The organism is Nitrospira sp., from assembly GCA_030692565.1.
Classification (GTDB): domain Bacteria; phylum Nitrospirota; class Nitrospiria; order Nitrospirales; family Nitrospiraceae; genus Nitrospira_D.
This window is the reverse complement of sequence record JAUYAO010000045.1, coordinates 1-26227: the sequence shown is the minus strand read 5'-3', so window position 1 is coordinate 26227 and position 26227 is coordinate 1. Positions and strand designations below refer to the sequence as shown.

Annotated in this window: 26 protein-coding genes; all 26 read right to left on the bottom strand. The window is 59.4% G+C overall.

Going from position 1 to position 26227, the window contains the following annotated elements; all coding sequences use genetic code 11:
- Positions 1-21: 21 nt before the first annotated feature.
- Positions 22-471, bottom strand: coding sequence for a DsrE family protein (locus Q8N04_11830; GenBank protein MDP3091363.1), 450 nt, complete (start codon positions 469-471; stop codon positions 22-24).
- Between the two features lie 22 nt (positions 472-493).
- Positions 494-1042 (bottom strand): hypothetical protein, encoded by a 549-nt coding sequence (locus Q8N04_11825; protein MDP3091362.1) that lies wholly within the window; start codon positions 1040-1042, stop codon positions 494-496.
- Positions 1039-1527: a hypothetical protein gene (locus tag Q8N04_11820; protein ID MDP3091361.1), complete on the bottom strand. Its 489-nt coding sequence runs from the start codon at positions 1525-1527 to the stop codon at positions 1039-1041. The genes Q8N04_11825 and Q8N04_11820 overlap by 4 nt, the downstream gene beginning before the upstream one ends.
- A 33-nt stretch (positions 1528-1560) precedes the next feature.
- Positions 1561-1950, bottom strand: coding sequence for a c-type cytochrome (locus tag Q8N04_11815; GenBank protein ID MDP3091360.1), 390 nt, complete (start codon positions 1948-1950; stop codon positions 1561-1563).
- Positions 1951-2583, bottom strand: coding sequence for an ABC-type transport auxiliary lipoprotein family protein (locus Q8N04_11810; protein ID MDP3091359.1), 633 nt, complete (start codon positions 2581-2583; stop codon positions 1951-1953).
- 10 nt (positions 2584-2593) lie between these two features.
- Positions 2594-3556: an MlaD family protein gene (locus tag Q8N04_11805; GenBank protein MDP3091358.1), complete on the bottom strand. Its 963-nt coding sequence runs from the start codon at positions 3554-3556 to the stop codon at positions 2594-2596.
- Between the two features lie 95 nt (positions 3557-3651).
- Positions 3652-4461 carry an ATP-binding cassette domain-containing protein gene (locus tag Q8N04_11800; GenBank protein ID MDP3091357.1) on the bottom strand — a complete coding sequence of 270 codons (810 nt, stop codon included), beginning with the start codon at positions 4459-4461 and terminating at the stop codon, positions 3652-3654.
- A gap of 258 nt (positions 4462-4719) precedes the next feature.
- A complete protein-coding gene (locus Q8N04_11795; protein MDP3091356.1) occupies positions 4720-5835 on the bottom strand; it encodes an MlaE family lipid ABC transporter permease subunit in 1116 nt (371 codons plus the stop codon).
- Positions 5836-5908: 73 nt separating this feature from the next.
- Complete coding sequence (gene ftsH / locus Q8N04_11790; protein MDP3091355.1) at positions 5909-7711, bottom strand: ATP-dependent zinc metalloprotease FtsH; 1803 nt, start codon at positions 7709-7711, stop codon at positions 5909-5911.
- Positions 7708-10086 carry a phosphoketolase family protein gene (locus tag Q8N04_11785; GenBank protein ID MDP3091354.1) on the bottom strand — a complete coding sequence of 793 codons (2379 nt, stop codon included), beginning with the start codon at positions 10084-10086 and terminating at the stop codon, positions 7708-7710. Before Q8N04_11785 ends, ftsH begins: the two co-directional genes overlap by 4 nt.
- A 16-nt stretch (positions 10087-10102) precedes the next feature.
- Positions 10103-11308 (bottom strand): acetate/propionate family kinase, encoded by a 1206-nt coding sequence (locus Q8N04_11780; protein MDP3091353.1) that lies wholly within the window; start codon positions 11306-11308, stop codon positions 10103-10105.
- On the bottom strand, positions 11308-11994 hold the full coding sequence (locus Q8N04_11775; protein ID MDP3091352.1) for an HAD family hydrolase: 687 nt from the start codon (positions 11992-11994) through the stop codon (positions 11308-11310). Before Q8N04_11775 ends, Q8N04_11780 begins: the two co-directional genes overlap by 1 nt.
- A 310-nt stretch (positions 11995-12304) precedes the next feature.
- Complete coding sequence (locus Q8N04_11770; protein MDP3091351.1) at positions 12305-15445, bottom strand: efflux RND transporter permease subunit; 3141 nt, start codon at positions 15443-15445, stop codon at positions 12305-12307.
- Positions 15446-15623: 178 nt separating this feature from the next.
- On the bottom strand, positions 15624-16652 hold the full coding sequence (locus Q8N04_11765; protein ID MDP3091350.1) for an efflux RND transporter periplasmic adaptor subunit: 1029 nt from the start codon (positions 16650-16652) through the stop codon (positions 15624-15626).
- Between the two features lie 119 nt (positions 16653-16771).
- Entirely contained in the window at positions 16772-16960 is a 189-nt protein-coding gene (locus tag Q8N04_11760; protein ID MDP3091349.1) for a DUF2892 domain-containing protein, read from the bottom strand.
- Between the two features lie 70 nt (positions 16961-17030).
- Positions 17031-18356 (bottom strand): cytochrome b N-terminal domain-containing protein, encoded by a 1326-nt coding sequence (locus Q8N04_11755; protein ID MDP3091348.1) that lies wholly within the window; start codon positions 18354-18356, stop codon positions 17031-17033.
- Between the two features lie 109 nt (positions 18357-18465).
- Positions 18466-19011 (bottom strand): ubiquinol-cytochrome c reductase iron-sulfur subunit, encoded by a 546-nt coding sequence (locus tag Q8N04_11750; protein MDP3091347.1) that lies wholly within the window; start codon positions 19009-19011, stop codon positions 18466-18468.
- Positions 19008-19811 (bottom strand): sulfite exporter TauE/SafE family protein, encoded by an 804-nt coding sequence (locus tag Q8N04_11745; protein MDP3091346.1) that lies wholly within the window; start codon positions 19809-19811, stop codon positions 19008-19010. Before Q8N04_11745 ends, Q8N04_11750 begins: the two co-directional genes overlap by 4 nt.
- A 39-nt stretch (positions 19812-19850) precedes the next feature.
- Entirely contained in the window at positions 19851-20882 is a 1032-nt protein-coding gene (locus Q8N04_11740; GenBank protein MDP3091345.1) for an NAD-binding protein, read from the bottom strand.
- 76 nt (positions 20883-20958) lie between these two features.
- Positions 20959-22206 carry an FAD/NAD(P)-binding oxidoreductase gene (locus Q8N04_11735; GenBank protein MDP3091344.1) on the bottom strand — a complete coding sequence of 416 codons (1248 nt, stop codon included), beginning with the start codon at positions 22204-22206 and terminating at the stop codon, positions 20959-20961.
- A gap of 86 nt (positions 22207-22292) precedes the next feature.
- On the bottom strand, positions 22293-22904 hold the full coding sequence (locus Q8N04_11730; protein MDP3091343.1) for a hypothetical protein: 612 nt from the start codon (positions 22902-22904) through the stop codon (positions 22293-22295).
- A gap of 117 nt (positions 22905-23021) precedes the next feature.
- Positions 23022-23372 carry a cytochrome c gene (locus tag Q8N04_11725; protein MDP3091342.1) on the bottom strand — a complete coding sequence of 117 codons (351 nt, stop codon included), beginning with the start codon at positions 23370-23372 and terminating at the stop codon, positions 23022-23024.
- A gap of 191 nt (positions 23373-23563) precedes the next feature.
- Positions 23564-23785: a DUF2892 domain-containing protein gene (locus Q8N04_11720; GenBank protein ID MDP3091341.1), complete on the bottom strand. Its 222-nt coding sequence runs from the start codon at positions 23783-23785 to the stop codon at positions 23564-23566.
- Positions 23786-24076: 291 nt separating this feature from the next.
- Positions 24077-25111, bottom strand: a complete 1035-nt coding sequence (locus Q8N04_11715) for a hypothetical protein (GenBank protein MDP3091340.1) — start codon at positions 25109-25111, stop codon at positions 24077-24079.
- A gap of 105 nt (positions 25112-25216) precedes the next feature.
- Positions 25217-25579: a CZB domain-containing protein gene (locus tag Q8N04_11710; protein ID MDP3091339.1), complete on the bottom strand. Its 363-nt coding sequence runs from the start codon at positions 25577-25579 to the stop codon at positions 25217-25219.
- 354 nt (positions 25580-25933) lie between these two features.
- Positions 25934-26227 (bottom strand): DUF1264 domain-containing protein (locus Q8N04_11705; GenBank protein ID MDP3091338.1); only part of this gene is annotated, 294 nt, incomplete at its 5' end.

The window sequence follows — 26227 nt, the reverse complement described above, 5'->3', positions numbered from 1 at the left end:
CTATAAGCCATGAGCTCTCCGCTAAGGCTTGATATAGGCCCACCCCTGTTCCTGCCGCTCCATCAGCCGGACCATCGCCGGAACGGTATCCCCGACTTCCGGGATCAAATCCTCACGTACGAGCTTCATCGCTTTCATCGTATTCGAACAGGCGGTATACCGCACGCCATACTCCGCCTTCAAGTCCGCCAGATCCTGCCTGAATGCCGTCGCACCCGTTGCGAGCAACGTCAGCCCGACCCCGTGAACGACCAGTTCCAACTGAAGATGTTCGCGCCCCACCTCCTGATAGAGGTGCCGGATATTGTTCAGCGCGCCCCGCTGAACTTTCTCATCGCCGGAGTTCAGATGCATGACGACACGATGCGTCTGATCCACCGGGATCTGCTCGCCCAAACTATGCAGAGGCGTGGCGTGAAACAATAACAGCACGCCGAACAGCCCGGTCAGGACGATGGACGATTTCCACATATCTCCCCCGTCATCTGCGATATTAGGGTGACCCGCCTGCAATCAGTCGGATTAACTGTGTCGCCGCCCAGACAAAAAACACTCCATACACCGATCCGAAAAACCAGGGGAAGCTGACGGCGCGATGGGCCCACCACTGCCGGTGTTGACGGAACGCCCAGTTCGGCAAGAATACCGGCGGCTCGTTCAGGGGATCTTGTATAGGCAGCCTCGTCTCCTGGAGCTGATAGAGGCTCATGACCAGTTTCTGCCGATCCCAGCCGGGAGACTGTTCGATCCCGCGTAATCGCCACTCCCACAAGGCATTCTGGCCTGACAATCGCCCAAGCACGATCGCCATCTGGAGACACATCAACACGCCAAACGCGCAAAGAAGCGCAATCAACACGGTGAACGACAACGGCAGCAATCCCCGCGAGACGATCAGGCCGATCACCGCCACGAAAATGGAATGCGCCGTCAGATAGTCGGAGAGCATCGTGTGATAGTCGCGCACCCCGGAGGTCCAGAGCATCAGCAGGCGCTCATAGGTAGGATCAAGATCGGAGCGATCCGTCGCCGCAGTCATCATGGCCTCCCGTCCGCCACATACAGCCGGACCCAATCCCCGACCGCATGCGTGAGAGCCACCACGCAGAGCGCAATCACAAGGTGTTCGCCGATGACTTTCCAGGGGGCGATTCCTTGCGTCCTTGCGATAAAGAAGCTGAGCCCTGCCAACAAGAACAGGCCCCACATGACGCTGATGAGAATGGCCTGATCGAGCGGCGCCAGCAGAACCGGGACGGCAAAGGTCAGGGCGATCACGAATTTGGCCAGAAACGTGGCCACGGTCGCTTCCCAGATCTGCGTGGCCGGGCTATTATTTTTCGACTCTTCCGACACATGGATGCCAAGCGCATCCGACATGGCGTCGGCGATCGCAATCGTCAGAATCCCGCCGATGACGATAGGACGGGAATGCGTCCCGGAATTCAATCCGACCATCAACCCCAATGTGGTGATCACACCGGACGTCAACCCGAAACTCAACCCGGTTATCCATGAGGCTCTCATGACACAACAGCCATTCCTTCGATCACGTCATCTTCATCGGGGAAACGTCAGGATATAGGCCAGCACATCGCGCATCGCGTCATCCGACAAAGTGGACTTCCACGCGTCCATCGCCGTATTCGTCCGGCCGTCATGAATGCTTCGGAGTAACCGTGAATCGGGTTTCACCAGGACCTCGCTCGACGTCAGATCCGCCACCGGCGGATCAAACTGCGTCGCGCCGTCCCCTCTCCCCTGCGATCCATGGCAAGCCAGACAGTATTTCTCATAGACCTGCTTCCCTCGATGGAGATTCACCTCGCCTGCAGCAAATCCTGGGATAGCCATCGCCAGCCACCAGCCGATCACGGCGACCACGATCATCTGCATACGGAAATCCATCATGATCTTCTTATCCCCCGCTTCTGATAGCCTGCCACTCATCTACCGATTGCACTCCGGCTGATGCCGCACACAGCTGTGGAGCCACGACGTGACCTGCGTGAGTATGGTCGTGGTTGCCTGATTCGCCGCCAACACCCCCCCGTAAGCATCCTCGCTCGGGGCCTGGGCCACCGCTTCGAAGGTCTTCGTGCTCACGACGCGAGACTCTTTGAGATCCACGAGCTGGCTGCGGAGCGTCATCCGCACGCGGCTCGGCCGTTGCAGAAACTCCTGCTGGACGGAGAACCCCGCCACATCCAACCGATAGTCTCCGCGAATGGAACTCGGCAAGGCGACGATCGTGCGCCAGTCACCGGTTCGACCGGCCGACTGCACCAGCAAAGGCGCAAACAGGCGCGCGGGACTCTCGGCCCATTGATTCGTGGCGTAGTATTCCAACTCGAACTGCCGCGTGACATAGACCATCCGCTGCGTCTCGAACCCGGGCTCCGCCTGCGGCAGGCTTATCAACAAGACCGGCCCATCCACTGAAGCGGGACGCCCTTCATCAGACCCTCCGTCCGCGCTCAATTGAAAGGTATGAACCGGAAGGGCATCGCCCCGAGGCGAGAAACAGCCCGATGCCGTCAATAACAGCATCATCGACACCATTCGTCCAAACCACGATTTCATCCGTGCCTCCCTATTCGCCGGGTCCGCGGCGCGGCGCCGGTTTCCCGAACACCAGCGCGTTCGGCTCCCGCTCCAGATCACGCACCACGCGATTGAGGGTTCCGGTCAATTGCCGCAGTTCACTCACCAACAGACTCGACTCCGGCAAGGTCTGGCGTGAGAACTGCTCCACCTCAGGCTTCGTCTCGTTGACCAACGCCCCGACGGCCTTACTCGTCACAGCCAACTCGTCGGTCAGCCGCTGAAGCGACGAGGCGCTCTTGTTGATCCGCGCAAGCAGCAACGGCACCTGCTCGTTGAGCGACAGGGTCATCTTGGCGAGGTTGTCCGCGCTCCGCTCCGCGCCGGTCAGGCCGCGATCCAGTCGATCCTTATGCGCGGAGATCGTCTGCGCCACCTCGGACAGGTCTTTGAGCGTCTGCTTTAACCGGACGCGGTTCTCCTCATCCACCACCTCCGACGCCCCCTTCACCAACACATCAAGATCGGTGAGCAGTTTAGTCAGCCCCTTTTCGGATAAGAGCCTAGACACCGCCTCATCGAGCCGAAAGAACAAGGATGGCCCCGTCTTGATCACCGGATATTCCTGCCCCGGCTCGGCCTGCAGCGGAGGGGCATCGCGGCTGCCACCGGTTAAGTTGATCGTGGCCAGTCCTGTGAGCCCCTGCGTTTCAAGGACGGCGATGGTATCGGTCTTGATCGGCGTCCCGCGCGCGATATCCAACGTCAACAGCACCTCTTCTGGATTGCTCTGGTTCAAGGTGATGGCCTTCACCCGACCCACGTCCACACCGCGATACTTGACCGTGGAATCCACGCTCAACCCTGCGACGGACTCCCGCATAAACGCTTCGTATCGGTCATTCACGCCGCGGTAGTCTGTTTTGCCCAGCCAGAACATGCCGATCACCATCGCCGCGCCGAGGACGACGACAAAGGAGCCCACGAGAAAATAATTCACCTTCGGTTCCATGCTAATTTCCCGTCATACGTCAATCGTCATTCGTCAATCGGGTACAATGCGGCAGACCGTTTGTCGCTTGACGGTTGACGCTTGCCCCGCATCCCTCACTTGTCTCGCACATTCCAAGCCGCCTGCTCCTGCGCCGCCCGCCCCCGCTGGCCCTGGAAATATTCACGAATGACGGGGTCGTCGGACTGCGACAACTCCTGCATCGTCCCGACACCGAGAACCTTTCCGTTGCCCAAGACCGCCACCCGATCGGCGATGCGCCACAGCGAATCCAGATCGTGCGTCACCATGACCACCGTCAGTCCCAACAGGCGCTTCAGGGAGAGCACCAGATCATCGAATCCCGCGGCGATGATCGGATCCAGACCCGCCGTCGGCTCATCGAGGAACAACAATTCAGGATCCATCACGATCGCCCGGGCCAGCGCCGCCCGCCGCCGCATCCCGCCGCTCAGTTCGCTGGGAAACTTGGTGGCGCTGTCCGGCGGCAATCCCACCATCGCAATCTTCACGGCCACAATCTCACGGATCAGTTGCGGGCTCAGGCCCGTAAATTCCCGCAACGGCACCGCGACATTTTCCGCCAGTGTGAACGAACTGAACAACGCCCCTTGCTGGAACATCACCCCGAACCGCCGATGGATCGGGCGACCGTCGTATTCTTCCAGCGCCCGACTGTCTAAGCCGAACAGGCGGATCGACCCGGACGAGGGTGTGAGCAGCCCGACGATTTCACGCAACAGCGTCGATTTCCCGCACCCGTTGCCGCCCGCAATTGCAAAGACTTCGCCGCGCCGGACCGAAAGGCTCACATCCGCGTGCACCACGGCCTGGCCGAACCGAGTCGCCACATGGCTGACCTCGATAACCGATTGCGGTCTTTCAGTTGCAGCAAGGGACGTCACAGCCACTCCCCTTCCGGATCACGAGGGATGTTCAAAATGGACGCCGATCTCACCCGCCCAGCCCCGGCGCGCCAAGACGCGCCGCTCCACGGGCAAGGCCGCAGCGAGTGAGAAGCCGAGGAGGTACAGACCAAGCTTCGCTTGCTCCGCTCGCTTCGATCACCTGCGAGCGGATAGGTACTTTGCCTCCAGTAGACTCCATACGTTGAGGGTCTGAACGATGCGAGAACGACGCTGGAGGTCATTTTCAACATCCCGCTAGAGATCCCACCAGTTCAGCAAAATACTGCAAATCGCGTCGAACACAATGACCAGGAAAATGCTCTGCACCACACTGATGGTCGTATGCCGCCCGACATCGTCCACCCCGCCGCGAATCTGGAATCCCTGGTAGCATCCGACCAGCGCAATGATGATGGCGAAGAAGGGCGCCTTGGCGATTCCGATGAAAAAGTGGCGGACTGCGACCGCGTCTTCAAAGCGCGAAACAAACTCCGTAAAGCCGACATTCAACTGGCTCGAAGCGATCAACATTCCCCCGAAGACTCCCAGCACATCCGCGTACACCGTCAGCAACGGCAAGGCGACGACCAGCGCCAGCGCCCGCGGAAGGACGAGCAGCGCCATCGGAGAGATGCCCAGCGTCCGCACGGCATCCAGCTCTTCCGTCACCTTCATGGTGCCGATCTCGGCCGCATAGGCCGATCCCGACCGGCCGGCAATGAGAATAGCCACGATCAAGGGTGAGATCTCACGAAGCAACGAGATGCCCACCAGATCGACGATGAAAATGTTCGTTCCGAACTTTCGTAGCTGCTCGGCGCCCTGATAGGCGATTACCACGCCGATGAGAAACGTCAGCAAGCCCGTGATGGGCAAGGCATTCACCCCGTCGATTTGCAGCATCCGTAAGAGAGAACGCCAGCGCAGCGACCCCGGTTGGCGCAGCACGCGCAGAAAGGCGACGGTGCTCTCGCCAAGAAAGGCGAGACCGCGCCTGCCGGACTCCAGCTCATGCCACGCGGCCCGTCCCACTCGCTCGATCCATCCCCCTTGCGCAGGGACCACTCCGGAGACGTTCAGCGACTGAGTCTCGACCATGTGGAGCAACGCGGCGAATTGCGCTGGCAGGCCTTGGAGCGACACCGTTCGTCCACCCCGACCGGCCGCACGGAGACTCTGGCACAAGAGCACCGCCCCACCTGTGTCCATCGCGGTAATCTCGCTCGCGTCATAGATCACACCGCCCCTCTCGGGCCAGCCGAGCGCGCCGGCTTGGCATTCGAGGTCGGCGACATTCGGCAGAACCCACCGGCCGCGGCAATACATCACATGGTCCACGCGCTCAATCGAAGCCTGCCGTTCCAGCGTCATGTTCTCGTCACACCTCGCATCAACCAGCGCTGCCGTCCGGCGCATCCCCCGCGCCGCACATCCGTCGTACAGATCAGTGCGTATCCATAATCGCTCTCAGCTCACTCCCGCTGATGACTTCCCGTTCCAGCAGGACCCGCGCGCCTTCGGTCAAGGCGGCTTTGCGTTGCTCAATGAGCCGCTTCACCCGCTCATACTGTTCGTCGATGATCCGCCGCACTTCACAATCGATTTCCCGGGCCGTCTCTTCGGAATAATCCCCTTTTTCCGACGCCACCGGAATCTGGACGAACTGTGGCTGCCGTTCCCGTTCCAGCGTAATGGTGCCCAGCTTCTCGCTCATTCCGTAGGCCTTCACCATGCTCTTGGCAATGTCCGTCGTTTTAACCAGATCGTTCTGCGCGCCGGTGGAGGCCTCGCCGAAGATCATTTCCTCGGCAATGCGTCCCCCTAGGAGTACCGCAATCTTGTTCTCCAGTTCGGACTTCGTCATCAGAAACCGGTCCTCGGTGGGCAATTGCAGTGTGTAGCCCAGCGCCGCCACGCCGCGAGGAATGATCGAGATTTTCTGCACCTGGTCCGAGCCCGGCAACGAGATCGCCACCAGCGCGTGGCCGGTCTCATGATAGGCCACCCGTTCTTTCTCCATCTTATTGAGAACCCGATTCTTCTTTTCCAACCCAGCAATCACCCGTTCCACCGCTTCCTGCAATTCCGAGATCCCCACCAGGTCTTTGCCGCGCCGCACCGCCAGCAACGCCGCCTCGTTGATGATATTGGCCAGATCGGCGCCGGAAAATCCTGGCGTCATTGCCGCGATGTTCTCGAGATCCGCGTCAGGACCCAGCGGCACATGCTTGGCATGAACTCGAAGGATTGCCAGGCGCCCGATCTTGTCCGGACGGTCCACGACGACGTGGCGATCGAACCGGCCTGCACGCAGGAGCGCCGGATCGAGAATTTCCGGACGGTTGGTCGCCGCCATCAAGATGACACCGATGCGCGGATCGAACCCGTCCATCTCAACCAGCAATTGATTGAGCGTCTGCTCGCGTTCTTCATGGGCCATCGGTCCCATGCCGCGCGCTTTCCCGAGCGCATCCAGTTCATCGATGAAGATGATGCAGGGCGCCTTCAGCTTTGCCTGTTCGAAGAGATCGCGCACCCGCGCCGCGCCGACCCCCACAAACATTTCGACAAACTCCGACCCGCTGATACTGAAGAACGTCACCCCGGCCTCTCCGGCGACGGCGCGGGCCAGCAGCGTCTTGCCGGTTCCCGGCGGGCCGACCAGCAAGATGCCTTTGGGGATCTTTCCACCCAGACGAGTGAACTTCTCCGGCGTCTTCAGGAACTCGATCACCTCGCGGAGTTCTTCCTTGGCCTCATCGACACCCGCAACATCGGCAAAGGTGATCTTGATATCGGTCTCGGCGTAAATCTTCGCCTTGGACTGGCCGACCTGCATAAAGCCACCCTGGGCCTGCCCCAGCCGGCGAATGAAGAAATACCAGATGGCCCCGAAGATGGCGACCGGCAGAACCCACGACATCACATCGCGCCAGAAGGTCGTCTCGATCACCCCGACGAACTTCACGCCGTGCTGATTCAACTCCCGGACGAGATCCTGATCTTCCACCCGAATGGTCGAAAACAGCTTCGGCTCTTTAGCCTCGCCCTCCGGCTTGAGCGTCCCCGTCAAGGTGTGGCTGCCGACCGCCACCTCGGCGACTTTGCCGGCCACCACAAGCTGCCTGAATTCGCTATAGGGCAGCTCTTCAATCTTCTGGAGGACATGAATCAAGTCGTGAACGAGAATCACCGCCCAGATGGCGAGAAAGACGTACCAGATGGAAAACGAGATTTTCTTATTCATCGCCGGGCTCCTGGCCATGTCCAGCTGCGAATCTCCGGCAGGTCTTCGCCATGCTCAGTGATGTATTGCTTATGTTCGATCAATTTGTTACGCATCGCCTGCCGCACATAATCGGCGCGCGACCCGTGCAACGGCACCCGGTCGATGACGTCCCCGACCAGATGAAAGCGGTCCAGATCATTCATCACCACCATGTCGAACGGGGTACTTGTCGTGCCTTCTTCTTTGTAGCCCCGCACATGTAAATTCCGATGATTGGTTCGCCGGTATGTGAGCCGATGGATCAACCAGGGATAGCCATGGAACGCGAAGATGATCGGCTTGTCCGCGGTGAAGAGCGCATCGAACTCCTTATCGCTCAGTCCATTGGGGTGCTCCCTGGTCGGTTGCAACTTCATGAGATCCACCACGTTGACGACCCGGACCCTCAATTCCGGCAGGTGCTCATGCAGCAACGCCACCGCCGCCAGCGTTTCCATCGTCGGCACATCCCCGCAACAGGCCATGACCACATCCGGCTCGCTATCCTGGTCGTTACTGGCCCAGTCCCAAATTCCGATGCCGGCCGTGCAATGAGTAATCGCCGCGTCCATATCGAGCCACTGCGGCGCTGATTGCTTCCCGGCGACGATCACGTTCACATGATTTCGGCTGCGCAGACAATGATCCGTGACGGACAGCAAGGTATTGGCATCGGGGGGCAGAAAGACCCGGATCACCTCGGCCTTCTTATTGACGACGTGATCGATGAAGCCGGGATCCTGATGGCTGAACCCGTTATGGTCCTGCCGCCAGACGTGGGACGACAACAGATAATTGAGTGACGCGATCGGCCGCCGCCAGGGAATGTGGCCGCACACCTTCAACCACTTGGCATGTTGATTGAACATCGAGTCGATAATATGGATGAACGCTTCATAGCAGGAGAAGAATCCATGCCGGCCGGTGAGAAGATACCCCTCCAACCACCCTTGGCACTGGTGCTCACTGAGCATTTCCATCACCCGACCGTCCGGCGCCAGGTGATCGTCGTACGGATAGCGATCCGCCATCCAGGCGCGATCGGTGACCTCCAAGACATCCTGCCAGCGATTCGAGTTGTTCTCATCCGGGCTGAAGAGGCGAAAGTTGCGGCTGCCCATATTGAGTTTCATCGTATCGCGCAGGAACTGCCCCATGAGCCGGGTGGACTCCGCCTCGACCCCGCCGGGCTTGCTTACCTTGACTGCGTACGTACGGAAATCCGGCAGACGCAAATCCTTGAGGAGGAGGCCGCCGTTGGCCTGGGGATTGGCGCTCATCCGGTGCGCCTTCTTGGGTGCAAGCTCCGCGAGTTCAGGCTTGAGTCGTCCAGCCTTGTCGAACAATTCCCTCGGCTTGTAGCTCTTCATCCACTTTTCGAGGATGGTGATGTGCCCGGGCTTATCCATATCGCCCATGGGCACCTGGTGAGAACGCCAGTAATCCTCCGCTCGCTTGCCGTCGATCGACTTGGGACAAGTCCAGCCTTTCGGCGAGCGCAGAACGATCATCGGCCATCGCGGACGGCCCATGAATCCTTTCGTGCGGGCTGCGCGTTGAATCTTCTTGATCTCCGCAATGACGGCGTCCAGCGTGGCCGCCATGAGTTGATGCATCGTGCGCGGATCGCGCCCTTCAACGAAATACGGCTTGTAGCCATACCCCCGAAACAGTTGATCCAGTTCGTCATGACTGATGCGAGCCAGGACGGTGGGATTCGCGATCTTATAGCCGTTCAGATGGAGAATGGGCAGCACCACGCCGTCGGTGACCGGATTCAGGAACTTGTTTGAGTGCCAGCTCGTCGCGAGCGGACCGGTTTCCGCTTCCCCATCGCCGACCACGCAAGCGGCAATAAGATCGGGATTGTCGAACACGGCCCCGTACGCATGCGACAACGAATACCCTAACTCGCCCCCTTCGTGAATGGAGCCCGGCGTTTCCGGCGCGACGTGACTCGGAATACCGCCGGGAAACGAAAACTGTTTAAAGAGCCGCTTCATCCCCGCTTCGTCCTGCGAGATGTTCGGATAGACCTCGCTGTACGTGCCTTCGAGATACGCATTCGCTACAAGCCCCGGCCCCCCGTGCCCCGGACCGGTGATATTGATCATGTCCAGGTCGTGCTGTGCAATGACCCGGTTCAGATGCATATAGATGAAGTTGAGTCCCGGCGTGGTTCCCCAGTGCCCCAGCAACCGCGGCTTGATGTGCGCACGCGTCAGCGGCTTCTTCAACAGCGGGTTATCGTAGAGATAGATCTGGCCGACGGAGAGGTAGTTCGCCGCCCGCCAATAGGCGTCCATCTTCTTGAGCAGGTCCGGTGTGAGCGGTTTCTTCTTTGTCAGCGGCATCGTCTTCTCAACGCTCCTATTTTGTCTTAGCCAGTACAGAAAGCACGGATTGCGCAATTTCACGCTCTTCGTCCGTATGGATGACGCGAACGGTCACCCGGCCACCCTCTGTCGAAATCACGGCGTCATTCATCTCGTTGAGCCGATCATCAATCGTGATGCCGAGAAACCCCAAGCCCTCGCAGACCCTGGCGCGGATGACCGGCGAGTGCTCGCCGATTCCGGCACTGAACACCAGGGTATCCACCCCGCCTAACGCGGCGGCCAACGCGCCGATGGCTTTCTTCGCCTGATAACAAAACAGCGCGACCGCTTCGGCCGCCCGCGGGTCTTGCTCCTCCAGGGCGAGCAAATCGCGTATATCAGCACTGCTCTCCGACAGGCCGAGCAGGCCGGACTCTGAATTGACCATCTTGTGGAACTGCTCCACGGTCAGGCCTTCCGTTTGCGTAAGATAGGAGATCAATCCCGGATCGAGATCGCCCGAGCGCCGGCTCATGGGCAGACCCGATGCCGGCGTGAATCCCATGGTCGTCTCGATGCTTTTTCCGCCCAGCACCGCCGTCAGGCTGGCCCCGTTGCCCAGATGCGCGAGAATGACCCGCCCCTCGGCCTCCCCCTGCAAGCCGATTCTAGCCAACTCTTTCATCAGAAATGCATAGGACAAGCCGTGAAATCCGTACCGTTGGATGCCCATCTTGTCATATTTTCTGGGGATCGCCAGCAGGCGAGCCACGCGCGGCATGTCGCGATGAAAGGCCGTGTCGAAACAGGCGATTTGAGGCACCCGTGGATAACGCCGGCTGAACACTTCCACAAGGCCGATCTCTGCCGGCATGTGTTCCGGATCATAGGGGCTGATTCGCTGCAATTCAGCCATCACTGCCGGAGTCACCGGTTCAGGCCGGCTGTATTTCATACCGCCATGGACAATGCGATGCCCCACGGCCACCAGAGCGGCGGGACCGACTCGTTGTTCAATCAAATCCAGCAGCGGCCCGACACAGGCCGCATGATCGGCCTCCTGAATCGCAACCTGCTCTGTCCGGCGGCTCATGACATCCGTCATCGACAACCGGGTGCCGGGCAACCCGATGCGTTCGACCTGGCCTTCCATGAGACGACGCTGCTGCGGCTTGGCCTCAAACAGCGCACATTTGATACTGGACGAACCGGCATTGATCGCCAGGATGCCAGGACCTGGATGAGGCAATGCCGACATTAGGCTCTCCTCTGAAGTGAGGCAGGCAAAGCCGAACAATCATGATCCAGCAAGTCTCCGATGCGCTCGACCGTCGCGTCCGGCGACGGATACCGGCCAGGCAGCTGCTGATCCAACGCATAGTGCCCCTGACGCGGAAGCACCGTCGTGACACGTGAACCCCAGATCTTCTTCACCGCGGCAAGAATGCGCAGCTTGTCGTCGATCAGCACATACTGCTGAGCCGGATACCGCTGCGCCACATCCTGTAACTCCTGTTCCTTGTGCACATAGATCAACACATTCCCACCGACGGCCTCAAACAACCCCGACCGCTCGACCTTTCTCGGCTGAAACACCACATCACCATCGGAAAGGATGACGACCTTGCCCCACCGTTTGGCATGTTCCACGACGGCGAGCGCCTTCGGGTACAACCGGTCGGCAAAGGGGTAATGAATCAGAAAGCGTGAGACCGCTAACAGATGGGGGTCGTGGGGATACTCGATGCGGTATTGTTGCAGGGCGCCCAAATAGTCTGCATAGCCCAGCTTGGCCCGCAGCTGTTCGAAGATGATCCAATAACGTTGCTGCCGCTCGTGCCCCATTTCCTCTTCGAGGTAATCCGCGAGATCTTCTGTGACGCGATCGTTGTCCAGCAGCGTGTTATCGACATCAAACAAAAACACCAGGTCTGATGACGACATAGGGAACTCCCTTTCCGGCGAAACCACCCGCTATCGAGACTCTATCGTCCATCCAAACTCTCAGCCATGGCTGAACTCCGCTCGGTGGAAGAGTGCAAGCAGAAGACCTGCATGGCTGACAAGAGCCAGTATGCGTCTCGACAGTCAATTCCAGCAGTTGCCGGAGCCCGCTGCAGATCGAACGCGCTCAACAGGGGAGCCTCTCCCCAGCACTCTCTGACGAGCTGTAGCGAAACGCGCCAGCATCCAAATAATGAACCTTCCGCTCGAACGGCGCAACGGAGGCCGCTTCCTTTTCCGGGTTCGGCTTTCAGGGAGCACTGACGGGAGCAGCAGAGCGTCTCTGCACATGGTAGTACAGCAACGGAATGACGATGAGCGTGAGCAATGTCGACGCCCCCACGCCGAACAGTAACGACACGGCTAATCCTTGGAAGATGGGGTCGAGGATTATCACGAACGCGCCGACCATCAGCGCGGCGGCCGTCAGCAAAATAGGTCTGGTGCGGATCGCACCGGCCGTGATGACGGCTTCCAGCAACGGCACACCCGTCCGTTCCTGTAACTGGATAAAGTCCACCAGTAAAATAGAGTTCCGCACGATGATACCGGACAACGCAATAAAGCCGATCATGGACGTCGCCGTGAAGTATGAGCCGGTCAGCCAATGCCCCGGAAGAATCCCGATGAGCGTGAGCGGGATCGGCGCCATGATGATGACCGGCGTCAGAAACGATTGGAACTGCCCGACGATCAACAGATAGATCAGGAGCATCGCGACCGCAAAGGCGATCCCCATGTCGCGAAACGTTTCATAGGTGATCTGCCATTCCCCGTCCCACTTCATGCTCAATTGGTCTTCCGACCAGGGTTGTGACGCATAGTACTGCTCCAACTGATAGCCCTCAGCCGGCCGATAGGCTTCCAGCTTCTTTCCGACACCGAGCACGCCATAGACCGGGCTTTCGGCTTTTTCTGCGCCGGGCCCGCCCACGTCGGCTACGACATAGACCACCGGCTTCTGATTCTTATGATAGATCGCCTTCTCTTGGATCATCTGCTCCACGGTCAGGAGCTCGGAGAGTTGCACCATCCCGCCGGTATGCGTGCGCAAGCCGATCTCCCCGATATGCTCAAGGCCGGTCCGCTCAGCCAGCGGCAAACGCAGCACGATTTGCACCGGACTCTTTTCCTGGGGGATGTGGACCAATCCGATCTTCGTACCCTCCAGCGCCATCCGCAGCGTGTGCACGATTTCCTCGGACGGAATACCGGCCAGTGCCGCTTTCGCCCGATCGACGGTGAACAGGTACTTCACTTGATCCGCTTCGATGTAATCATCTACATCGACCACGCCGGGCGTCTCCTCGAACAGAGCCCGCACCTCCCGGGCCACAGCGAGCTGACGCCCATACTCCGGCCCATAGATTTCTCCGACGAGGACCGATTGCACGGGAGGCCCCGGCGGCACCTCAACGACTTTCACGTTCGCATTGAACTGCCGGGCAATGTCCTGCAAGGCAGGGCGAATCCGCTGGGCCACCTCATGGCTCTGCGCCTTCCGCGCATCCTTGGCCACAAGATTGATCTGCATATCGGCCTCATGCGGCTGTTCCCGCAGATAATAGTGGCGGACCAATCCGTTGAAGTTGAACGGCGACGCCGTGCCCACATACGCTTGATAATCGCGCACCTCCTGAATCGTACGCACATACTGCGACAACGCTTTAGTCACGCGCGCCGTTTCCTCCAATGTGGTGCCTTCCGGCATGTCGATCACCAATTGAATCTCACTCTTGTTGTCGAACGGCAGCATTTTCACCACGACATGGCGGGTCTGAAACAGCATCACGGCCCCGCCCAACATGAGCGCGACGAGACCCAGAAAGGCGGCTGCGAGGAGCGGATGAGCCAGCAGCGGTGCCAGCGCTCGACGATAACAGCGGGCGATCACACCCTGCTCGTCCGCTTCATGATCGATTCCTTTCACGACGGCGCCCGGCCGATAGCAGGTCTGGCAGAACCAGGGAATGACGATGAACGCGACGAGCAGCGAAAAGAACATGGCAATGGAGGCATTCACCGGAATCGGCCGCATGTAGGGCCCCATCAATCCGGACACGAACGCCATCGGAAGCAACGCGGCAATCACGGTGAACGTGGCCAGGATCGTGGGATTGCCGACTTCGTCGACCGCATAGATCGACGCTTCCTGGTGAGGCTTCAGGCGCAGCGTCAAATGACGATAGGTGTTCTCGACCACCACGATCGCATCGTCCACCAGAATCCCGATGGAGAAGATCAACGCAAAGAGCGTGACTCGATTGATCGTGTAGCCGATGAGCATCGACGTAAACAGCGTCAAGGCCAGCGTCAAGGGAATCGCCAGCGACACGACGAGAGCCGGGCGAAGCCCCAGCGTCAGTCCGAGAAACGCCACCACCGCGGCCACCGCAATGAAGAGATGCCAGAGCAATTCGTCGGCCTTTTCGCGAGCGGTGTCCCCGTAGTCGCGCGTCACCGTCACGCGCACGTCCGCCGGGATCGTCCGCCCCTTCATGTCCTCCACCTTGCGAATGACGCTCTCGGCCACGCTTACGGCATTCATCCCGCCCTGCTTGGCGATCGCCACGGTCACGGCAGGCTCCTCGTCCTGATCACGCGCCCCGAACCAGACGTACTGCGTCGCCTCGTTCGGACCATCGGTGACGTCTGCCACCTGCCGGAGATACACCGGGCGCTGCTCATTCACGCCGACCACTAACGCGTCCAAGTCCTCACGGGATCGAATGAACCGCCCCGTTTCCACCAGAAAGCTCTGGTTGCGGCTGTCGAACCGGCCCGTCGGCAAGGCCCGATTCTCGCCGCGAATCACGCCGGCCACCTGCAACGGGGTCAGTCCATAGGCCTTCAATCGAGCCGGATCGATCTGCACGCGCAATTCGCGCAACCGTCCCCCGACGATGAAGCCGCCGGAGGTCCCGGGAACTTTCTTCGTCTCCTCCAACACCTGCTCAGCCAACTGATGCAGGTCAAACTCACCGTACCGCTGACTCGACAGCGTCACGGTCACAATCGGCACGTCGTTGACGTCTTTGGGTTTGACAAGAAACGGCTCGGCTCCCGGCGGCAGAAGATCCTGGTTCGACATCAGCTTGTCGTAGAGATCGACCAGACTCTGCTCCATCGGCTGGCCGACATAGAAACGCACGATGATCAACGCGCCGCCGGGCCGCGAGATCGAATAGACATACTCCACGCCTTTGATCTCGGAGAGTTTGCGCTCGAAGGGCTTGGTCAGTTGTTCTTCGACGATCTTGGCGGAGGCTCCGGGAAAGGGCAACCACACGTCGGCCATTGGGACGACGATCTGCGGTTCTTCTTCGCGAGGGGTGACGACGATGGCAAACAGGCCCAGCAACAATGCCGCCAGCATAATCAGCGGCGTCAACTTGCTCCCAATGAAAAGGGCAGCGATCCGACCGGAGAGGCCGTAAGGGGCGATGGGTAAGGGGTGAGGGGTCATTCGAGAAACTCGTGTCGCTTCGTCATGCGTCAATCGTCATTCGTGAGAAGAATGAAGGTTCCTGGTTCGGCGATTGACGACTGACGGTTGACGATTGGCGTCATCACTTCGCTTCTACCGTGGCACCGTCGATGCCCCGGCTGCCATCCGTCAACACCCGTTCGCCCAGGTTCACGCCGGAAAGAATTTCCAGTTGCTGATCAAACCGTCGTCCGGCCTTAATCCACCGGAGCCTGGCGATCCGGTCGGCCCCGACGACATAGACACTCGTCAGTTCCCCGCGTTCGACCACCGAGGACGCCGGAATCAGGATTGTGCGACTGGTCCCTTTGTCCAACTGGAAGCGGCCGAACATCCCGGTTTTCAACCCCGGGGTCTTGGGAAGGTCGACTTTCACCATGAAGGTGTGGGTTTGGGGATCGCCGGCCGGCAGGATCTGACTCACCACTCCGTTCAGAACCTGAGTCTCCAGCGCATCGATCAGCACAGCAATCTTGTCTCCCCGGGCGATCGATTTCAGGTCTCCCTCCGCCACCGTCGCCTCCAGGCGGAGCTGGAGCGGATCTTCCATCTTCAGCAAGGGTTGACCGGGCGACGCCAGCTCCCCTGCCTCCACTTTCTTTTCGGTGATGACCCCGTCGAAGGGTGCCTTCACGACGGTATAACTCAGTTGCGCGAGCACCGACTTCCGACTGGCCTCCGCAACCTTGTACGAACGGGTGGCATTCTCCATTTCCTGCTTCGACACCGCGTCCTGGCCATAGAGCATGTTCATACGATCCAGCTGGGCCTTCGCATTCTCAACTTCCGCCGAGGCGCGCGCCAGATCGGCTTGTACGTCGCGGCTGTCGAGCTGAATGAGCGTCTGCCCCTTTGAAACCCGCGTGCCTTCTCTCACCAGCAAGGTATCGATCGTGCCTTGGATGCGGCTGGACAGCGTGGCCTGAAAGATCGGCATGATTTGACCGGTCACTTCGACACGGACAGGAACCTGAGCGGGCTTGATCTCGACGACGGCGACCTGAATGGTTGCCGGCGATGCGGCAGCAACCACCGCGGTGGCCGGTTCTTCTTTGGAGCTACATCCTGCCGCCAGGAAGACAGTCGCAAGAATCCATCGTATGCCCGTCATGACCATTGGTCCTTGTGCCGCGGTACCGCGCAAATACAACCACGCGTGTCGTTCATCTTTAGGTGACGGCGGAACACGATCCAACCTTAACCGAAGCCCCGTTTTTCCCACCAGCCTGGCTACTCTTGCACGCCCAGTTTCCTCAGAAGGGCCATCATCGGGCACCAGCCCGTAAATGCCGACTGGATCAAGTTCGCCGCGACAAAGGCGGCAAAATAATTCCAGTACGGATGAACCGTCGCCCCCAGGATAACGGCCAGCAACACAAACACCCCGGCAATCAATCGCAGCAGCTCGTTGAGTTTCATAGGTCCCTCCTTTCCTCTACCCCTTTGCCTGTGTGAGTCAGCCCACAGGCAAAGGATTCGCCTGAGCCGATCAGGACGTTTTTTTGAGGCTGAGCATATAGCTCGTCAGCTCATTCAGTTGGGGATCGGTGAGCGGAAACTTCGGCATGAACGACCCTGGTGATACCGATTGAGGATCCTTGAAATGCCTCAGATGCCATTCACGGTCCGGCCTCTTATCGCCGACGAAGGACAAGTCCGGACCGATCGCGCCCCCTTCACCGTGAATACGATGGCAGCCGACGCAACCGAATTGAATATACAGCGCGCGCCCTTTCGCAATGGCCGGATCGACTCGCGGAACGGCGTAGAGATTGTTGAGGGAAATGCCCAACAGGGAAAACACCACGACGAGAAACACCGCCCCCGCTGCCAGCGCCGCCGGGCGCTTGATCGGATTCCGCACCGGGTTCCTGTCGATGAAGGGCCAGAACAGCATGCCGAGGACGACGAGCATCGGCAGCACCCAGGTCGCCAGCGGCTCCAGCGGCCCATGGACGTACTTCAGCAACTCGTAATAGAAGAGGAAATACCACTCCGGCACCGGCACAAAACTCGTGTCGGACGGGTTCGCTTTGTCGGTCAGCGGGAACGGCACCAGCAGGGCCAGACTCGCAATGACCGTGAACACCCCCAGCATCACGACGGCATCCATATAGACCTGCCGCGGATAGAACGTCTCGCTGCCCAGTGACGCCCGCTCATCGGTCCAGGGACCGGCCGGCCCCACACGCCGCAGAATGAAGAGATGGGCGGCGATCAAGCCGATCAGGAGCGCCGGCAGAAAGAGCACATGGACGGCAAAGAACCGGGACAGCGTGAGCGCCCCCAGCACTTCCCCGCCTCGCATGACCCGCATCAAGAACTCTCCGACCACCGGCACGGTGCCCACCATATTGAGGCCGATCTGCGTCGCCCAGTAGGCCGTCTGATCCCATGGGAGCAGATAGCCGGTGAACGCGAAGGCCATCACAATGAGAAAGAGCACCACGCCCACCATCCACATCGCTTCGCGCGGCGGTTTGTACGCCCCGTACAGAAACGCCTGGAGCATATGGAGCCCGATCGCCACGACCATGGCGGAGGCCCCCCAGTGGTGGAGGCCGCGCACGAACGCGCCGAACGTGACTTGCTCTTCAATGAACTGGATACTGTCGTAGGCATGATCGGGCGTCGGCGCATAATAGACCGCGAGGAACATGCCGGTGACCGCTTGCAGCAGGAAGAGAAACAGCGTGGCCGAGCCGAAGACATAAATCCAGCTGGCGCCGCCCGGGATGGGCTCGTCTAGAAGAGTCCGTTCAACCGGCTTCAGATTGAGCCGGCTATCGAGCCAGGTATAGATTCGAGAGGCCATGTCACCTTCCTGTTTCTTCGTTCGCGAGCGGAGCGCGACAAGCCAGACTCGCGAGAAAAGCATCCGCTACGTTTCACCCACTTCGCTCGAGCCCGCCGTTCCGGCGCAATTAGAGCTCCACGACATCCCGGGTTCCGGGCTTGAATTCCTTGAAGACCACAAGGAGACGGCCGTTCTCGACCTTGGAGGGCAAGAGATCGAGCGGACGCGGCGCAGGCCCTGCCACCACCTTGCCTTCGATGTCGAATACGCTGCCGTGGCACGGACACTTGAACTGCTTCTCCTCGCCATCCCAACGATAGCCGCAGCCGAGATGGGTGCACATCGGAGAGAATACTCTGACCTGTCCGTCCGGTTGCTTGACCGCCCAGACCGCCTTCTGTGATTGGCTCTTCAAATACCCGTCCTGAATCGTCGTGACATGATCGAGTTGTTTGGGATCGCCGAGCGGCACGTCCTCCAGGCTGCCGACATCCACCCAGGGGCGCGCCCTCCGCTTCAAGGCCGGAGAAATGACATAGCCGGCCAGCGGAATCGCCAGTCCAAGCCCGATCAGACCGGCCGCCACCTTTGTGACCCAGCCGAAAAATGTCCGCCGCGTCCCGACAGGTGTATGGGCCCCTCCCGCTTCACCGCCCCTCTGGTGCTCGCTCACAATAGTCCTCCATTGATCTTCCAGAGATTATGGCCGATGAGGATCACCGCGACCGCCCAGGCGACGACAGCAAACGCTCTGGTTAAGAACTTGGGGGAGAGGGCGCGACTCACCTGTCTCCCTGCCAACATTCCGATGATGGCTCCGACGATCAAGACCGAGAGGACGCCCAGATCCAAGGGAGCCAGACGGACATGCGCGGCGACGCCAGCCAACGCAATGAGCGTAATGATCAGCAGGGAGGTCCCCACCGCCACCCGCATCGGAAATCCGAGCAGCAGGGTCAGCGCCGGCACTATCACAAACCCTCCCCCCACCCCGAAGAATCCGGTCAACAGCCCGACCACCAGTCCAATTCCGCTCACTTTCACCCAACAGGTCCGCGGAAACAGATCCGCACACATGCTACGCTCCTCAGGATCGTCCCGCAATGTCGTACGCCACCACATCTGCCCGGCTGCCACGATCATCAACACGCCGAAGAGCAGGAGCGTGATTTCCTCCCGCACCAGCCGGTGCCCTGCGGCTCCCACCCACCCGCCGAGCATCCCGGCCCCGCTCAACAGGAGCGCCGCCTTCACCTTGACGAGGCCCGACTGAAAGGATTCGATAGCCCCGATGCCAGCAGCGGCGGCAACGAGCGCGAGCGAAAGGCTCACGGCTTCCTGCACGCTCGTCCCGAGCACATAGACGAGGAGAGGAATCGCGATCAGCGATCCGCCGCTCCCCGTCACGCCCAGCGAGAGCCCCACCAGGCTTCCCACCGCGACAGCAAGGACCGTTGGCTCTCCGCCCGTCATGCGTGGCTTCTTTTTACGCTCATGCGGCTCACGATACCGCTAGACCACCGCATGTGATTTGATGACGGCTTCAAGGCGCTTCAAACTTTCCGGCTGACCCAAGACAATCAATTTGTCGCCCTCGGCCAGCAAAACCTTGGGACCGGGATTGAACTCAAGATGACCGGATGCGCGTTTGACCGCAATCAAGACCAGCCCTCGATCCTCGGCCAATCCGCAATCGCAGGGGCTCCGGCCATTGAAACGTGAACCCTGTTCGACGGTCAGCTCTTCCATCTGAAGATCCAGATGCTCGCTCTGTGTCGCCAGCTCAAGAAAATCCATCACCGCGGGACGAATCAACGCTTGCGCCATCTGCAGCCCGCCGATGTGATAGGGCGACGACACGCGGTTTGCGCCGGCCCGCATCAGTTTGTGCTCTGATCCCTCGTCGCCGGCGCGCGCGACGATATAGAGATCTTTGTTCAGCCCCCTGGCCGTCAGGACAATGTAGAGGTTCTCCGTATCCGTAGTCACGACCGCCACGACACCTTTGGCCCGTTCAATCCCCGCCCGGATCAAGACCTCATCCTGTGTGGCATCGCCTTCCACAGCCATGAAGCCTTCTCGCTGCAACGCGGCAATCACGTCTGGATTTTTGTCGATGACGATGAACGGCAGCGGTTTCGCGCGGAGCTCCTTACAGATCCGCTTCCCCATGCGGCCGTATCCGCACACAATGTAATGATTCGTCACCGTCTTCATTTTCCCCTCAGTCCGATACCGCCCGAAAATCGCTCTCAGCTCCCCTTCCAGCAAGAGCCGCGCGATGTTGCCCAACACATAGAAAAGCGTTCCGACCCCGCTGATGATCAGGACGATCGTGAAGGACCGCCCGGCCGGCGACAGCGGATGGATCTCCTGATACCCGACCGTCGTGACGGTCGTCACCGTCATGTAGAACGCGTCGAACGCGGACCAGCCTTCGATCAGGATGTAGCCGAGCGTCCCCGATGCGATGACCGCCAGCACGGCCAGCACCGCCAGCACCAGATGCCGCGTAGGGTCCGACAAGCGAGGCGTGTCTGTCATGCGTCACGGTCTTTCACTTTCGTCCGATCACGCTCCCTGCCGGCACCCCCTGAGCCAGGGAGCACAGCAATCATATTCATACCGGCCTATCCAGCTTTTCTATACCCAGCGCCTTCAGAATCACTTTCTCATAGTACGGCTCGCTGATCCCGCGCTTCATCTTATGGAGAAAATACTTCTCCAACCCGATCTTGGCCAGATGGACCCACTTGCCCTTCTTCGCCCAGGTCACATTTCTCGGCGCCATCTGCGGCAAGGCCACGAACGCGACGCCCGTGTCCCCCATGTCGGCCAGACAGATCGCATTCCAGGTGGCCGTATCGCGCTTGGGATCGTTCTCCATGTCGGCCTTGATGTTGTGGACCGCGGCGGAGACCATCGATTCAATCATGTAGCCGGTCTTGGGTGCGCCGGTCGGAATGGGGGTCACTTCGACCGGTGGAATCGCCACGCAGACGCCGACTGAATAAATATTCTTGTACTTGGGGTTGGCCTGATAGGCATCGATGTTCACGAACCCCTTGGGATTGCACAGGCCTGGTGTACTCGCCACCGCGTCCACCCCCGCAAAGGGCGGGATGAACATGGAATAGCGGAACGGAATCTCCTGCCCGTCTTCCAACAGCACCTTGCCGGGCTGAACCTCTTTGATCGAACTATTCGGAATCGGCTTGATGGAATGTTCGGCGAACTCGTCCTCCATGAGGCGGCGCGAAGCTCCCACCCCGGCCAATCCCATATGGCCGACATAGGGCTCCGGCGTGACGAAATAGATCGGCACTTTCTTCCGGAGCTTCTTTTTCCGGAGGTCGGTGTCGAGGATGAACGCCATCTCATAGGCCGGTCCGAAGCAGGACGCACCCTGAGCCGCCCCGACGACGATGGGACCGGGATTTTTAAGGAAGGCCTGGTACGAGCCCCAGGCCTGCTCGGCATGGTCTACATTGCAGATGGATTGGGTATAGCCACTGGGGCCGAGCCCTGGAACCGCGCCGAAATTCAGCTTGGGCCCCGTCGCGATGATCAGGTAATCGTACGGCACCTCGCCCTTTGACGTGACCACCCGATTCTGCTCCGGTTCGATCCGGTCCGCCATGGCATGGATATACTCGATACCCTTTTTCTCCAACACCGGTCCCAACGCAAAGCTGATATCCTTCCTCGTCCGCCACCCGACAGCCACCCAGGGATTCGACGGCACGAAATGAAAGGACTCGACATTGGAGATGACTGTGACCTTGTGCTTCTTCGCGAAGAGCGCCCGCGCCTCATAGGCCGCCGGCAATCCGCCGATCGATGCCCCGATAATGACAATACGTGCCATACATCCCTCCCCAGGAGACCGCAAAATAGGCAACGTGCTCTGGCTGTCGCTTGCACAGCCAGAGCGGGTCCCGATGCTTCGATGACTTACTTCGACATCTTCAACCCCACCTGTTTCATCGCATAGGCCAGGGTGCCGGTGACGGGAGAATCGGCATCGCCCTTTCCGTGCGCTGCGACAAGCAACGCCGCAACCTTGGCGGCACTCTCATGAGTCTGCTTAATGCCGGTGCCATGGACCGATTCGTGCGCATATTCCACCGCCGCAGACACATGCGTGATCGCATGGTTCACCGCTTCCTGAACTGCTGCCGGAGCATTGCCTGCTTTGAGTGCCTCTTGTGCCTCCTCCAGATACATCAACGCCCCGTGGCCATCGCCTGGATTGCCGATCTTTTCGGTAGCGGGTGGCTGGAAATGATCGAAGTAGTCCGGGGACTGTGCCCCGCCCAACACATTGAGCACACGCTGCATATGAGCCCGAACCCAGCCGCTCCCTTTGCGATGCGGTCCAAGGGCTTTCTCGGTCTGCTCAATGGCGAGTTCAAGTTGATCGTGCGCCTTCTGGAGACTGGCCTTCGCCTGTTCATTGGCGTCTTCCGCCGACACAACCACTGGGCTCACCATCCAACCGAATGCAAGCATCGCCAGCGTACCCATCACCATTACAAGTCTTCCTCGCCCACTCAATTCGATCATCACACTGTCTCCTTTTGCCTGCGGACAATAAATGAAAGTGAATCCTGTCTGCAGGCGTTCTCCGGATTCACCCCCGCCCCCCTTGACTCCCACCACCTGTGTTCTTCCGAAACTGTACTATTTCCGAAACTCGAGCACGTAGGCCAAGACGTGCTGGATCTCCTCATCTGAGAGTTGCCGCGTCCAGGCACCCATGGCCGTATTCGCCCTGCCCTCTTCAATCACCTTCAGCAACTCCGTGGGGGATTTTCTCTTGCTCCTCGCGCTTGTGAAATCGGCCGCCGGAGGCACGATCGCTTTGCCCGTCGGCCCATCGCCCTTCCCCTGCGGCCCATGACAGGCCAGACAGTGCTTTCCATAGATATCTTTCCCTTTCGTGGGATCGCCCGAGGCCGCGTACCCCGACGCGTAGGGCAGACCAACCATTAGACAGAGAACAAACATCGTCAACCAGTATCGCGGCATCATGAAGCGTTCCTCCTCTCCATCGGCATAATCACTACTCCCAACGTCGCTCTCGATCGGCAGCCGAGATTCTAGCATACGCTTACGGGAGAGGGGACAAGTCGATCGTGGCGGCTGATTCGGACCCATACCTTCGTGAAACGTGACGCATGAATCGTTGTTCGCAAGTCTCACATTTCTCAGTTTTCCCTGCTTCACTTTTTACGGTTCTCGCTCCCCGTCGGACAGGTATTGATTCCCAACAGGGTCCAGACCGGGCAGAAGCCGATCGCGCCCGTGACCAACATGACTGTTCCAACAAGCAACACAATACCGGCCCCTGCCGGTGGCACCCCGGCAAAGGCGCCGATCCCGAGCAACACGATACCCGCGACGATACGAACAGGCCGCTCGATCCCATCAACATTACAGGCCATAGTATAGTCTCCTTGGTTATGCGGTGTGAGAGCGCCCAATTAAGAAAACGATTCAACCGGATGACCGCGCCTCACTTTCGCGGGGTCCCGCCTGCCCCATGACCGGGTCGATGCCGGCGACGATGCGCTTGCCGCGCATCCCGATAAGAGGCTGGAGGTTCAGCCTGGAGAGACGATTTCCATTTCCTCTCCGGAGGGGCCAACCCTGCCGTGCTCAGCACGCCAACATTGCAAGCGGATTCGGGGAAAGAATCGAGGAGGCGCACGTCCCTGCGATCGCGATGTCGCAGCTCAAAACCGGTACTGCCCGCCGATCGAGACAATCGAGTCCTGAAAATCCCTCAGACTGTTTGTCGAGATTCGGCGGCCATGTTGAAAGGAAAGCAGCGCCGTCGCCGCGGGAGTCACCTGGAAACGCAGTTCCGCCATCCCTTGATTGGTCTGATCGAATCGGCCCAGATGCGTATCTCCGGCGAGGCCGCTCGTAAACGTCTTCCGCAGATGCACATAGGACAAATCCAGATCCAGCCGTGGCGTGAGGCGGAACAGCATCTCCAGCGACACCATATGGAGGTAGTAGGAAACGTCGTCTTTGAATTGCGTCTCTTCATGGCCATCGGCCAGGCCACGTTCGTAGGAATAGGACAGCGTGCCGGTCATCCAGCTCACGGCCCGAAAAACAAGGCGCGATCCAGCCGTGTAGAACTGCGTATCCCGTTCCGCAAACGCCGCATTAAAGAGCCGGAGTCCATAACGGCCGATCAAGGTTGCCGTCACGGTTTCACTCAAGTTCCGTTCGACTTCGGCTCGCCAATGGTGAGAACTCAACCGCTCCTCTTGAATCGATCGTGTGCCGGTGCGCCGCTCAAAATTGGGACCCAGAAACAGGTTTGGCACATAGCGATAGCGCAGGAGCACAGAGGTGTCGTCGTTCAGCCATTGCCGGTCTTGTATGCGGTAATCTCCATGGTTAAAGACTGGATTATTGGTAAAAATCGCGCCGTGCGCTTTGAAGGAAAGCTCATTCTTTCCCAGCCCATTTGAAACTCCGCGCCGAACCTCCAGGCTCGGCTCCCAAATAACATCCTCCGGTTTCTCGGTGGACACGACCGTGGGTTGAGAAGGATCCTCGCTGAACCGGAGCCGGCGGGCGGAGGAAAACTGAAAGGCATCGGTGGTGTAACTGGTTTTCTGCTCCGCAATCGCGGACCACTCGGCGTGAACCGGTGGCGAGAAGCCCACTGCGATAGTCGCCGCTCCACACCACACAACTACGGACAAATGGAATGCACCGGCCCGCAGGGCTTCTCGCGCATGAGCGATCATAGTGGCCGAACCACCGCATAGGCAACCATTCATGTCAGAGTGCCCAACCAGGAGGAGGAATGAGCGGGAGCCCAGAAGTGCGCCACGCGGTGTGACACGAACAATCTAGGCCGCGCGTTTCGAGACATCCATCATTACTCTGGTCAATGATCCGCTCGCCTCGGTGAATATCCCGGCAAGCGATAGGGCTTTCTCTGCGCCGAGGACGTCGCCGGACTTTTTCATCGTGATGACGGACGCGGCCACACGGTGGAACTCCGTGTGCAGGCGATGAATCTGTTGATAGTCCCCGGCAGCTAGGGCCTGCGTTCCCTCACCTTCGAGCCATTTGCCAAAATCGCAGGCATTATTTTTCAGGACTGTAGGAGCATCAAGCTCTAACTTTCCGTCCATAAATTCGCGAAACTTCGTTTTCCACTTCCCGTGCGCCCCAATCGCCGCCGTGATCGCCTCGTTGCGTGTCATCATGTGCCTCCGGTGTAAGGACCTCGATCAATGAGTACCCTCCTGATCGGCTCCCCGCAAAGAACACTTGAGCCATCAATCGAGACAATGAGGCGGCACAGCAAGCCTCTGTGCGATTCCGCAAATGAGCGCACAGAAAGCAGGTGGCGTCACTCCGCTGTTTGAAGAAGAACGCCCGAAAGAAACGAGGCGATCTCGATCCCTGGACGCCCATTCTTGAGCATCCAGATAGGATCACATCTGTTCAGATGGCTGGCCACATTTTGTCGGTGAAGTTGCTCGGGAGACTGACGAATCCAGGCACCAGCCAAGGCCAGCCCACATCAACAAAGACGGAGCTGGCCCCTTCACGATCGTCTACTTGTCAGAATGGCCGGGGAACTTGTGCCCGAGTGACTGCGGGAAGCTCACCGTGCCGTCCGGGAATTCCTGCCCATGCTGCCACAAGTGATAGATCACGCCGTCCGTTCCGGCGGCCACTTCGGCCACCTTCGCGGCTTGATCGGCCGGCATGTCGAGAATCTGCACGCGGCCCGTGGCAATCTCGACCTTGTGATCGTGGAAATGACGGTGCCACTGAATGGCAGGCAACTTTCTGGTCAGGTCTTTTGACACGAAATACTCAATCGCGACGAGCTTGGCTTTGGGATC